Raw genomic sequence first — 11,649 nt, 5'->3', positions numbered from 1 at the left:
GCGCGGGGTGGCGTCATCACGCTATGGTCGCCGGGTACGAGCAATGTTCACGCAAATATTGGCATCCACCGTGATCGCGCAGAAGCGACCAGAGAGGTCGACGATGACGTCAACCAGATTGCTGTCCTCCCTCTGTATCGGCGCGCTGGGCGCGAGCGCCCTCGTCGGCGGAGTCGCTCTGTCGGCGCAGGCCGCAGACACCGTGCGCATCACCCCCAACCCCGGATACGCGGCTGAGCCATTCGACGGATGGGGCACCAGCCTCGTCTGGTTCGCGCACGCCACCGGCGGATACCCTGAGGATGTGCGGCAGGAACTCTTCGACGCCGTTTTCGGTGACGACGGCCTGCGCCTTAATCTCGCCCGGTACAACATCGGCGGCGGAAACGCCACGGACGTCCCGAGGCACAGGACCGCGTCGACCAGCTGAACGTGCACACCTACGGCCAGGGCAGCTGGCTGCTTGTGCGCGACATCGCGAAAACCGCCGAGAAGCCGCTCTGGATGAGCGAGGTCGAGGGCGACTACGACACCTCGGGTCAGGGCTTCAACCTGACGAACATCGATAACGGGCTCGGAATGGCCCAGCACATCGTGGACGACCTCCGCGAGCTGGAGCCCGACGCGTGGGTTTTTTGGCAGCCAGTTGAAGACACCTACAACATGGAATTCACGGAGAAGCTCAACTGGGGAAGCATCTTCATCGACTTCGACTGCGACGCCGACGGATTCTCGGCCCGCCGCATCGCGGACGGCGCAACCGGCGACGATGCCGCGTGCCAGGTGTTGACGAATGCGAAGTTCAACGCGGTTCGCAACTTCACTCACTTCATCGAACCGGGGGATCGTCTGATTCCCGCAGGGGATCAGAACACGACGGCCGCCCTGCCCGCGACGGGCGGTGGCGTGACGCTGGTGCACGTGAACCATAATGAGCAGCCCCGCGAGGTCGTCATCGACCTCGCGGGCTTCGGCCACATCGCGTCTGACGCCACGGTGACGCCCTTCACGACGACCGAGTCTCCCGCTGACGATGTCACGGCCAACGCGCTTGTTCCCGGGGACGCGATTCCCGTTGACACCGAGTCTGCGTCGGTGACGGTCACGGTGCCGGCAAAGTCCGTCACCTCGTTCGAGGTTGCGGGAACAAGCGGCGTCTCCGACGAGGCCCCGGCGTTCGTCGACGGACAGGAGCTGCAGCTGATCGGTGTGCAGAGCCAGCTCGCCCTCGCCGGCGACACCGGCGGCGTCACGATTCAGGCGCCGAGCGATCTTCATGAGACGGACGCAGCGCAGTCGTGGCGCGTCGAGTCGATAGACGGCGAAGGAACAAACCGTCACCGCGTCGCCCTCACGAACCGACCGACCCCGAGGAGCCGACGGAACCCACCGAGCCGACCGACCCCACAGAACCGGGCGAGCCGACCGAACCTCGTCAGCCCACCGAACCGGGGGAACCCACGGACCCCACCGAACCGGGAGAAACCGGAACGCCCGCCCCGGGTACGTCCGCACCCGACCGTGACGAGCTCGCGGCCACAGGCGGTACGTCCGGCGTCGCACCTCTGATCGCCATCGGGCTGCTCGGCATCGGAGTCGCGCGCCGACGAACAGTTCGCCGAAGCTGATACACGGTGGTGCCTGCTGGCCGAGATCCTCGAGATCCTGGCCAGCAGGCACCACGCGTTTCAGACCTCCTGCGTCAGCCCGAGGGCGTCGGCGACGCGTTCGAGCGTGAGCAGCGGATCCGGTCCGAGCGGCTGGATTCCCACGTGATCAGCGCCCGCATCGAGGTGCGCCTGCACGCCGATCGCCGCGGCTTCCGCCGTGTGATTCGCGGCAACGCGGTCAATGAGATCGTCCGAGCCACCATCCGCGAACTCTTCCTCGGAGATCCCAAACCTCCGCAGGACGCCAACGTAGTTCTCCAGCCGGAAGTAGCGCTCCAACGTGGCCCGCGCACGAGCCCGCGCCGTGTCCTGATCGTCGTCGAGCGATACCTTCAGTTCGGGCGCGAGCAGGGCGTCAGGTCCGATCACGCTGCGCGCGTGTGCCGTGTGCTCCGGAACGGTCAGATACGGATGCGCGCCGATCGATCGCTCAGCGGCGAGCGAAAGCGTCCTATCTCCGAGGGCCGCAAGCAGCAGCTCGTCCTGCGGGATTCCGGCGATATCGAGCGCTTCGAGGTATTCCTGGAGAGCGGCCAGAGGACGCACTCGCTCGGGGGTGGCCTCTCGATGACCGGAGCCGATGCCCAGCACGAACCGCCCAGGGTGCTCCTCCGAGATGCGCAGGTGCGCGTCAGCGATATCGACCGGGTCGTCCTGCCAGATGTTGACGATGCCGGTGGCGACGATCACACGCTCGGTCTCGTTCAGCACATGGAGCGCCGTTTCGAGAGGCGCAGCCGGCGATCCCCCGATCCACAGCGTCTGATAACCCAGGCGTTCGGCGACGGCCGCCGTGCCCGGCACCCAGGCATCCTCCATCAACCACACGCCATACGAGCCGAAACTCTTCTTCGTCACCATCGTGTCCGCCCTCCGCGCCCCGCGAGGTCCCCACGGTAGTGCGCAAACATTGCGTACGGATAGACCCCACGTAACTCAGGAGAACAGCGCGCGGAGATTCTGGTGGGTGAACGCGTCACCGACGATCGTCTCCGGCAGTTCCTCAATCGTCGCGGGAGACCAGCGGGGCTGGTGGTCCTTGTCGATCATCTGCGCCCGAATCCCCTCCCGCATGTCGGGCTGTGTTTCGGAGAACCAGCCGACGAGCCGGTACTCCTGGGTGAGAGCCGCGCGCAGATTCGGCAGGGCCCGCGATGAACGAATTGCGGCAAGCGTGACGGTTGTCGCGACGGGAGGTCGCTGCGTCAGCGCCGCGAGTGCCGAGGCCGGCGACGGATCGGCGTCACGCCATCGCGGGGCCTCCGACAGTTCCCGTAGCCGCTCCCGGATCGCCGCAACGCTGTCCAGGGCGAAGGCATCGTCAATCCACGCGCGAGCTGCCTGCAGAGGACTGTCGTCCGGCGTCTCGTCGAACAGCATGACGAGCTCGGTGGGCGTCGACGGGTCGGCCCGCGTGGCAAGGGCGTGGCGAATGGCCCCCAGATCCCCCCGTGGAACGTAGTGATCGGCGAATCCCGCGTAAATCGCGTCGAACGGGCCCATCGTGGCGCTCGTCAGAGCGAGGTACTCCCCGATACGGCCCGGGGCGTGCGCCAGAAGCCAGGACCCACCGGCGTCCGGGGTGAAGCCGATGCGGGTCTCTGGCATCGCCAGTTTTGACGTCTCCGTCACGACGCGCACGTGCGCATGTCCGGCCATGCCGATTCCACCGCCCATGGTGACGCCATCGGCGAACGCGACGACGGGCTTCGGATACTCGGCGATCGTCGCGTTCATCTGGTACTCGGTGCGGAAAAACGCCTCAGGGCCCGCCTGGTCGCCGCCTTCGAGAAGTTCATAGATGCGGCGCACATCTCCGCCGGCGCTGAAGCCGCGATCGCCGACACCGTCGAAAAGAACGATCTGGACCTCGGAATCCTCACGCCAGGCCTCCAGAGCGTCCGTGACGACCTCGAGCATGGGCAGGTCAACGGCGTTCAACGCCTCGGGGCGGTTGAGCGTAATGCGGCCAACTCCGTCCTCCACGTGAAGGAGGACGCGCTCATCAGATCGTGTGACAGTCACCGGCGCAACGATACCCGCGTGCAGATGTCCCACACCTCCCCGGCGTTATCAGCCAAGATAGGAGGAACCTGAGAGAGTGGGGGAGCTTGTGAGCGACGGCAAGGTGCTGGAATTCGCCGACGTGTCGATGGTGTTCGGTGATGTTCCGGCGGTTGACGGTCTCACGGCACGGATCGAGCCGGGACGCGTTACCGCATTCCTCGGCCCGAACGGCGCCGGGAAGACGACGACACTGCGGATCCTCCTCGGGGACCTGCGGCCGACGCGCGGCAAGGCCACGATCGACGGAAAGACCTACCACCAGATCGTGCGCCCCGGCGCGTCCATCGGTGCGATCCTCAGCGTCGATTCCTTCCAACGCTTCCGCCGGAAGACGGCGACGAAGTACCTCACGAAGGCCGCGAAGCAGATCGGCATCGGCGCGCCGCGCGTTGCCGAGGTGCTGACGGTTGTTGGGCTGGGCGAGATGGGCGATATGCGCATCGACAGCCTCTCCCTCGGGATGAAGCACCGCCTGGCCGTTGCCGAGGCGCTGCTCGGCGACCCGGCTGTTCTCGTCTTCGACGAACCGGCAAACGGTCTCGACCCCGAGGGCATTCGCTGGATTCGTCTGCTGATGCGCCGTTTCGCCGATGAGGGTCGCACCGTGCTGATGTCGTCGCACGTGCTCAGCGAGGTGGAGCAGGTCGCCGACTCACTGATCATCCTCAACGAGGGTCAGCTGTTGTTCGAGGGACCGATCGAACTCCTCAGCGAGGCAGAAGGCGGCCTCGTCACGGTTGACGCCGACGATCGCGTGGCCCTGCTGGAACTTCTCGACGACAACGGGTACGCCTATCGCGTGCTGCGGTCGGGAATCGCGATCGACGGGACCACCACGTCCGAGATCGGCGCGCTGGCAACCGCGGCCGGGGTTCCGCTGCGCACGCTCACGCATCGGGGCCCATCGCTCGAAGACGTTTACCTGCAGATCATCGACGGCACATGGTCCGCGCCGGCGCGAACGGCTGCTCTCGATCCCACGGCTTTTGCCGCCGCGTCGGCCGTAGCGGAAGACGAGCCCGTGGCCGAGGAACCGGCGCACGACGAACCGGAAGCCTCGGAGTCCGATGTGGCCGAGGTCATCGCTGATGGGACTCCCGCCGAAGAAGACGCGGAAGACGAGATCGTCGAGATTGCTGCGTCTACCGGGGTTGTCGCGACGATGGCCGGAGCAGCCACGGTGTTGCCCGGAGCCGCGTCGCTCGCCGCGCTCGCCAGCGACCTGCGTGACGAAGAGGACGAAGCAGCAGAAGACGCGGAGGAATCGGACGACGCCGAAGCCGCGACCGACGTTCCGCCGCGCCCGCACGGATTTACCGCGACGTCGTTCCGGTCCTGACCGATCGAGGGCCGCTCCGCCGGGTTCAGTCGGCGACGGCGGAGCCGCCCTGCTCCGGCTCGTCGTCTCGCTGAAGCGCCTTGACCAGAGCGACGCCATGACGCGTCGCCAAAACGACACGTTCGAACTCGCCCCCGGCATCGAGATCGATCACAACGCCCGGACGTCCCGTGCGGATCGCCGCAAAATCATCGCCGAAGACAGACTTCCACGTGCCGAACGCCAAACGACCGGGCACGTGTGTTCCGGGCGCGCGAACACCGCGTAGCCACGTGAACGGATCTTCGGTCAGCTGGACCTTGACAATCGACGCGCGATCGATGCGCAGCGGCTCCTTCCGGCGGGCGAGAACCCGCTCGAACGGCGCGAGCTGCACCTCGAGGGTGTCGGAATCAACGAGCAGGCTGACCATGAGTCCATCCAAACACGTCCCGCATGCCTCCGCGACGATCCCGTTCCGACGCACCCCTTAGCGCAATCCGGTGCGAGACTAAGAATCTGATGACGCTGTTGGATCACTCCCTTCTCTCCGATGTTCTTGCCCGCGCGGAACGAGGAGAACGCCTGTCCGCCGCGGATGCCGAAGCGCTGCTCGGCGCCGACGACGCGGCGTTCGAACGGGTGCTCGCCGCGGCTTCCCGTGCCCGCGACGACGGGCTTCGCCTGGCCGGACGGCCCGGCATCATCACCTACTCACGCAAAGTCTTCGTTCCGCTCACGACGCTGTGCCGCGATCGATGCCACTACTGCGTTTTCGTCGACACCCCCGGGCAGCTCCTGAAGAAGCGCAAACCCCCCTTCATGTCGCCAGCGCAAGTGCTTGCCGTCGTGAAACAGGGCCAGGCGCTCGGTTGCAAAGAGGCCCTGCTCACCCTCGGTGATCGTCCCGAGGATCGGTGGCCAGAAGCACGCGAATGGCTGGACGCCAACGGCTACGCGTCAACGCTCGAGTACGTTGCCGCTATGGCGCGGCTGATCCGCGAAGAAACGGGCCTTCTCCCCCATCTGAACCCCGGGGTGATGCGGCCGGACGAACTCGTCATGCTGAGAAAGATGGCGCCATCGATAGGCGTCATGCTGGAAACGACCTCCCGTCGCCTTTTCGAGGAACAGGGACAGGTCCACTACGGGTCACCGGACAAAGACCCCGCCGTGCGCCTGCAGCTCCTTGAAGACGCCGGGGCGGCGCGTATCCCGTTCACAACCGGCATCCTCGTCGGTATTGGCGAGTCGCTCCGTGATCGCGCGGAGTCCATGATCGCCCTGCGTGACAGCCACGATCGCCACGGCCACATCCAGGAAGTGATCGTGCAGAACTTCCGCGCCAAGCCGCGCACGGCGATGCAAAACGTTCCCGACGCGGCACTGCGCGAATACGTGGCCGCCGTCGCCGTGATGCGTCTGGTGTTCGGGCCGCGCATGCGCATTCAGGTTCCGCCCAATCTGCAGGATCCGGTCGAACTGGAGTTGCTCGTTCGCGCCGGAGCCGACGACTGGGGCGGTGTTTCGCCCCTCACCGCGGATCATGTCAACCCCGAGCGCCCGTGGCCGCACCTGGACGATCTCGCCGCCCGCACGCGCGAGCTGGGCTTCGTTTTGTCGGAGCGGCTCACGGCGCACCCCGAGTTCCTCGGCCCCGAGTGGGTGGACGAGGGCCTCCGCGACGCGGTCGATGCGCTGGCCGACCCTGAAACAGGCCTGGGCCGTGCGAGCACGATTCCGCGCGGTGTGGCGCGCTCGGACGTTCCGGAAGAGCGCGCGGAGGATCACACGCCAACGTTGAACGCGCCGGGCGGGCTGATCGCCGCGATCATCGAGCGCGCGGCGCAGGACCCCGCGTCGCTCGACGATAGCGAATGGGAGCGCCTGCTCACGGCAACGGGCGACGAACTCGAGGCCGTCGTTCGTACGGCCGATGATGTTCGCCGCTACACGGTGGGTGAGGCCGTCAGCATCGTCGGCAATCGCAACATCGCCTCGACGCACGTCCGGCTGCGCCGGGACGAGCCCGGCACATTTATCCTCGCCGATGCCGAGGACATGGCACGCGATGCCTGGCAGCTCGGACTTACGGAGGTTTGTGTGCAGGGGATGATCCCAGCGCATATGCCCGCAGAGACATATCTCGACATCGCGCGCTCCGTTCGGCGCGGGGCGCCCGATATTCACCTGCACGCCTTCCGGCCGCAGGACATCCGGGACCTCGCCGATCGCACGGGCCTCGGAACTACAGCGGCCCTCAGCGCGATGCGTGACGCGGGCGTCGACACCGTACCCGGGACGGGCGTCAAGGTCCTCAGCGAACGCGTGCGCCGAGAGCTCATGCCGAGTGATCTTGAGATCGATGCGTGGACCGAGACCATCATCGCCGCCCATGGCGCGGGTTTCACCTCAACGTCCGTTCTGTTTTACGGCCACATCGAGACGGCGGCGGAACGCATCGCCCACCTGCGCGAGCTCATGCGCATCCACAACCTCACCGGCGGCTTCACGGAGTTCGTCCCGATCCCCCTGCCGGGTGCCGGCACCCCCCTCGTGGGCGGTCGGCAACCGATCGATGAGCATCGCGCGATGGCGGCTGTCTCGCGCCTGATGCTGACGGGAACGATCCCGCACATCCAGATCCCCTGGACCCGCCACGGGCGCGCCGTCACCGCCGAGCTCCTGTGCGCAGGAGGCGACGACCTGGGCGGAACGCTTCTCGACGGGCGGGTGAGTCCCCTCTCCGGCGTGGAACACGGCCAGGAGCTCCCCCTCGATGCCGCCGGGGCGCTCGTTCGTCCGTTGATGCGCCCTCTCCGCCTGCGCACGACGACATACGGCGAGATCAGCGCCGAGCGCCGCGCCGCCGCGGCACGCGGAGCGGCCGGAAGCGAGGCGACACGATGACCGCTTCGCTGCGCGTCGACGTCGTTGTTATCGGTGCCGGATTCGCGGGGATCGCACAGGCGATCGCGCTGCGCGAGGCGGGCGTGGAATCGTTCGTCGTGCTCGAACGCGCCCCCCGCATCGGCGGAACCTGGCGCGATAACACCTACCCGGGCATCGCCTGCGATATCCCCAGCCACCTCTACGAGCTCGGAGCGCACCCGTGGCCATACTGGTCGCGCGCCTTCGCCCCCGGCGCGGAGATCCAGGCCTACCTCGAACGCGTCGTGACAGAGGAAAGCCTCTCCCCACACATTCTGCTCAACACGTCGATGTCGGCCGCCCAGTGGGATGGCGTCGCATGGCGCATCACCGCCATGCGCGGTACCGGACACCCGGATACCTCGGCATCCGAGATTATCGCCGACCACCTCGTTCTGGCCTGCGGGCGCCTCACAGAACCGCGCATTCCCGCGATCGCCGGGCTCGGGACGTTCCGCGGCCCCCTCTTCCACTCCGCCCGTTGGGACCATGGCGCCCTCCACGGCGACCTGACCGGACAGCGCATCGGCGTCGTCGGAACCGGGGCCAGCGCCATCCAACTGGTGCCGGAACTTGCCCGACGCGGCGCCGACGTCGTCCTCTTCCAGAGAAGCCCCGCCTGGATCGTTCCGCGCGGCGATCACCCCGTCGACGAGGCCGACATCCGCCGCTACGCCGACGACCCCTCGGCGCTGAGAGCACATCGCGAACGGCTCTTCGCCGAGGGGGAACAGCGCTTCGCTTCGCGCTCCGGTGACGAAAATGCCGCGGCCGCCACGCGCGACGTCGCGCTCGACCACCTCGCCGAGCAGGTGCCGGATCCGGATCTTCGCCAGGCGCTCACGCCGGACTACGCGTTCGGCTGTAAGCGCGTGCTCCTGAGCGATGATTTCTACCCCGCGATCGCCTCGGGCCAGGTGCGCCTGGAACCCAGTGCCCTCGAGCGCGCATCCGGGTCCACCCTGACCGCCGCATCCGGTGCGACGTACGACGTCGACGCGCTCGTTCTCGCAACGGGCTTCGAAACGGCGGAGCAACCCTATGCGCGGCTCGTCACGGGAGACAACGGAGAAACACTCGCCGAACACTGGTCGACGGGGATGGCGGCGGTGGCCTCAACGCTCGTGGCGGGGTTCCCCAACCTGTTCGTCGTCAACGGGCCAAACGCCTCGCTTGGGCACAATTCGTCGGTGCTCATCTCCGAAGCGCAGGCGGAGTTCGCGGCAGCGCTGATCGCCGAGCGCACCGCCGCGCCCTTCGCCTACCCCGACCCCGTTCGCGTCACTCAGGCCGAAGAAGATGCCGCCTCTCGCGACGTCGCCCAGCGCGCCGCGCGCACCCCCTGGGTAACAGGAGGGTGCTCAAACTGGTACGTTGACGATCGCAGCGGCAGGCTGACGCTGCTGTGGCCAGGCACCGTCGCCGATTTCCGACTGCGCCTCTCCAGCGCCCGAGTGCGCTCACGTCGACTCACACAGAACGAAGGAGCCCCCTCGTGACCGTTCCCTTCCGCTTCGGCTACAAAGCTTCCGCCGAACAGTTCGCCCCGCGCGAGCTGCTCGACTATGCCGTTGGCGCCGAGGAGAACGGATTCGACTCCGTCTTTCTCAGCGATCACCTGCAGCCATGGATGCACGATGGCGGCCACGCGCCGGCAGCGCTGCCCTGGCTCGGATCCGTCGGCGAAGCCACCAAGAAGGTCCTGCTGGGCACGAGCGTGCTCACCCCCACCTTCCGTTACCACCCGGGTGTGATCGCCCAGGCGTTCGGAACGCTCGGCGCGATGTACCCCGGGCGAATGATCCTCGGCGTTGGCACCGGCGAAGCCCTCAACGAGGTCACCCTCGGCCAGACCTGGCCCGATCCGCCCGAGCGATTCCAACGGATGAAAGAAGCCATCCTGCTGATCCGCGAGCTCTGGCGCGAGGAACGTGTCACCTACGAGGGCACCTACTACTCCACAAAGGACGCGACGATCTACGATCGCCCCGAGCAGGAGGTTCCGATCTACATTGGCGCCTCCGGACCCGCCGCAACACGCCTCGCGGGACGGATGGCCGACGGCTGGATCACCACCAGCGGGAAGGCCGCTGAGCTCTATACCGACAAGCTCCTGCCTGCCTTCGATGAGGGAATCGAAAAGGGCGGCCGCGACCGCAACGACGTCGACAGGATGCTCGAGGTGAAGGTGTCGCTGCGACCCGACCGAAGCGCCGCTCTCGAGAACACGCGCTTCTGGGCGCCGCTGGCGCTCAAGCCCGAGGAGAAGATGGGCGTCGACGACCCGCAGGAGATGCAGCGCCTCGCAGAAGCGCTGCCGATCGAGCGTGCGGCAAGCCGATTCATCGTGTCGGATGATCCCGACGAGCACATCTCCCGCATCCAGCACTATCTGGATCTCGGTTTTACGCACCTCGTCTTCCATGACCCCGGCCACGATCAGGCCGACTTCCTTGAGCTGTACGGCCGCGAGGTCCTTCCGAAGCTGCGCGGGCTGGTCGCGTGAGCGGCTCCTGGTCGCTCGTCATCCCGGTCAAGCCGACAGCTGATGGCAAATCGCGTTTGGACGGCGCTCGGCTTCCCCGGCCAGCTCTCGCCCTCGCAATCGCGCTCGACACCATCGCAGCCGCTGCTGATGCGCGTTGTGTCGATGAGGTCATCGTTGTCACAAGCAGCGCGGATGTTATCGCGGGCCTTGAGCACATCCCCGGAACGCGTGCGATTCCCGACCCCGGCATGGGCCTCAACGGCGCCGTGCGCGCCGGGCTCGCGCAGGCAGCCGGTCCCGCCCGCGCCGCGATGCTGGGCGACCTCCCCGCCCTCTCCGCTCACGATCTCGACGGGGCGCTCACCGCAGGAACCCAGTACGCGCGCGCCTTCGTCCCCGATGCCGAGGGCACGGGCACAACGCTCGTGATGTGGCGCGATGTCACCCTGTATGAGTCGCGATTCGGCGCCGGCTCTGCCAACGAGCATCGCGCGGCTGCCTTCGTTGCCCTTCCGGTGGACGCTCCCGGCCTCCGGCGTGACGTCGACACGGCGGAGCAACTGAGGGACGCCGCTCAGATGGGCCTCGGACCCCGCACCACCAACCTGCTGCGGGCCGTCGAAGCCGCGTGACCTACCGCTACACGGTTCACGCCACACCGATCGGTGCGGCCGTGGCGGTGTTCGCGGACGACGCGATCGTCGCCCTCGGAACCGCCGAGGAGCCCCTGTGGGTCGTCGAAGCCGTCGCCCGAGAACTGCGCGGCGACCTCCGTGCCGAGCGAACGGACATCGCCGGGCTCGGCGCTCAGATCGGCGAATACTTCCGTGGCGATCGCACGGGGTTCGACGTGGAGATCGACTGGCGCCTTGCCCGTGGTTTCGCCCGCGACGCCCTGCAGGCCGTGTGCCGCGTTCCCTATGGGGAGACGACGAGCTACGGCGACGTGGCCGCAATGGCCGGCCGGCCGCGCGCCGCTCGAGCGGTGGGCACGGCCTGCCGGCTGACGCCGCTGACGCTCGTCGTCCCGGTGCACCGCATCATCCGCTCCGATGGCTCGCTCGGCGAATACGGCGGGCGAGAACACATTAAACAGCAACTCATCGACCTGGAACGGCGTCGTTAGGAACTCCTCTCGCGCGGGGTCACCGCGAGCGGGGCACCTGTTGACCGCT

11 protein-coding genes are annotated in these 11,649 nt (G+C 67.2%); 8 read left to right on the top strand and 3 right to left on the bottom strand.

The window, feature by feature from the left end; genetic code table 11:
* Positions 1-103 precede the first annotated feature (103 nt).
* Together G6N81_RS08910 and G6N81_RS08905 are read left to right on the top strand one after the other, a co-directional pair.
* Positions 104-430 carry a hypothetical protein gene (locus G6N81_RS08910; RefSeq protein WP_165135817.1) on the top strand — a complete coding sequence of 109 codons (327 nt, stop codon included), beginning with the start codon at positions 104-106 and terminating at the stop codon, positions 428-430.
* 2 nt (positions 431-432) lie between these two features.
* Entirely contained in the window at positions 433-1,569 is a 1,137-nt protein-coding gene (locus G6N81_RS08905; protein ID WP_165135815.1) for a glycoside hydrolase, read from the top strand.
* Between the two features lie 119 nt (positions 1,570-1,688).
* On the opposite strand, the gene G6N81_RS08900 is transcribed toward G6N81_RS08905, so the two are convergent.
* Both G6N81_RS08900 and G6N81_RS08895 read right to left on the bottom strand, forming a co-directional pair.
* Positions 1,689-2,531: a TIGR03620 family F420-dependent LLM class oxidoreductase gene (locus tag G6N81_RS08900; RefSeq protein ID WP_165135813.1), complete on the bottom strand. Its 843-nt coding sequence runs from the start codon at positions 2,529-2,531 to the stop codon at positions 1,689-1,691.
* A gap of 75 nt (positions 2,532-2,606) precedes the next feature.
* Entirely contained in the window at positions 2,607-3,695 is a 1,089-nt protein-coding gene (locus G6N81_RS08895) for an enoyl-CoA hydratase/isomerase family protein (RefSeq protein WP_165135811.1), read from the bottom strand.
* A 76-nt stretch (positions 3,696-3,771) separates the two neighbouring features.
* Between G6N81_RS08895 and G6N81_RS08890 the strand changes: the two genes are divergently transcribed.
* Positions 3,772-5,076: an ATP-binding cassette domain-containing protein gene (locus tag G6N81_RS08890; RefSeq protein WP_206527861.1), complete on the top strand. Its 1,305-nt coding sequence runs from the start codon at positions 3,772-3,774 to the stop codon at positions 5,074-5,076.
* 25 nt (positions 5,077-5,101) lie between these two features.
* Here G6N81_RS08890 and G6N81_RS08885 read toward each other — a convergent pair whose 3' ends face one another.
* Positions 5,102-5,488 carry a hypothetical protein gene (locus G6N81_RS08885; protein ID WP_165135809.1) on the bottom strand — a complete coding sequence of 129 codons (387 nt, stop codon included), beginning with the start codon at positions 5,486-5,488 and terminating at the stop codon, positions 5,102-5,104.
* A gap of 89 nt (positions 5,489-5,577) precedes the next feature.
* Between G6N81_RS08885 and cofG the strand changes: the two genes are divergently transcribed.
* Genes cofG through G6N81_RS08860 form a run of 5 tightly spaced genes read left to right on the top strand, consistent with a single transcriptional unit; the run spans position 5,578 to position 11,600 of the window.
* Positions 5,578-7,965 carry a 7,8-didemethyl-8-hydroxy-5-deazariboflavin synthase CofG gene (cofG, locus tag G6N81_RS08880; protein WP_165135807.1) on the top strand — a complete coding sequence of 796 codons (2,388 nt, stop codon included), beginning with the start codon at positions 5,578-5,580 and terminating at the stop codon, positions 7,963-7,965.
* Positions 7,962-9,485 carry a flavin-containing monooxygenase gene (locus G6N81_RS08875; RefSeq protein ID WP_165135805.1) on the top strand — a complete coding sequence of 508 codons (1,524 nt, stop codon included), beginning with the start codon at positions 7,962-7,964 and terminating at the stop codon, positions 9,483-9,485. The genes cofG and G6N81_RS08875 overlap by 4 nt, the downstream gene beginning before the upstream one ends.
* Positions 9,482-10,492: a glucose-6-phosphate dehydrogenase (coenzyme-F420) gene (gene fgd, locus G6N81_RS08870; RefSeq protein WP_165135803.1), complete on the top strand. Its 1,011-nt coding sequence runs from the start codon at positions 9,482-9,484 to the stop codon at positions 10,490-10,492. The genes G6N81_RS08875 and fgd overlap by 4 nt, the downstream gene beginning before the upstream one ends.
* Positions 10,489-11,106, top strand: a complete 618-nt coding sequence (gene cofC / locus G6N81_RS08865) for a 2-phospho-L-lactate guanylyltransferase (protein ID WP_165135791.1) — start codon at positions 10,489-10,491, stop codon at positions 11,104-11,106. Before fgd ends, cofC begins: the two co-directional genes overlap by 4 nt.
* Positions 11,103-11,600 carry a methylated-DNA--[protein]-cysteine S-methyltransferase gene (locus tag G6N81_RS08860; RefSeq protein ID WP_165135788.1) on the top strand — a complete coding sequence of 166 codons (498 nt, stop codon included), beginning with the start codon at positions 11,103-11,105 and terminating at the stop codon, positions 11,598-11,600. The genes cofC and G6N81_RS08860 overlap by 4 nt, the downstream gene beginning before the upstream one ends.
* Positions 11,601-11,649: the final 49 nt, after the last annotated feature.

Origin of the sequence: Microbacterium amylolyticum, assembly GCF_011046975.1 — a bacterium.
GTDB lineage: Bacteria > Actinomycetota > Actinomycetes > Actinomycetales > Microbacteriaceae > Microbacterium > Microbacterium amylolyticum.
This window is presented reverse-complemented; position numbering and strand designations above follow the sequence as displayed.

Coding starts and splice junctions, on each gene's coding strand:
- G6N81_RS08910 (WP_165135817.1), top strand. CDS start 104: ATGACGTCAACCAGATTGCTGTCCTCCCTCTGTATCGGCGCGCTGGGC.
- cofG (WP_165135807.1), top strand. CDS start 5,578: ATGACGCTGTTGGATCACTCCCTTCTCTCCGATGTTCTTGCCCGCGCG.
- G6N81_RS08885 (WP_165135809.1), bottom strand. CDS start 5,488: ATGGTCAGCCTGCTCGTTGATTCCGACACCCTCGAGGTGCAGCTCGCG.
- G6N81_RS08875 (WP_165135805.1), top strand. CDS start 7,962: ATGACCGCTTCGCTGCGCGTCGACGTCGTTGTTATCGGTGCCGGATTC.
- G6N81_RS08900 (WP_165135813.1), bottom strand. CDS start 2,531: ATGGTGACGAAGAAGAGTTTCGGCTCGTATGGCGTGTGGTTGATGGAG.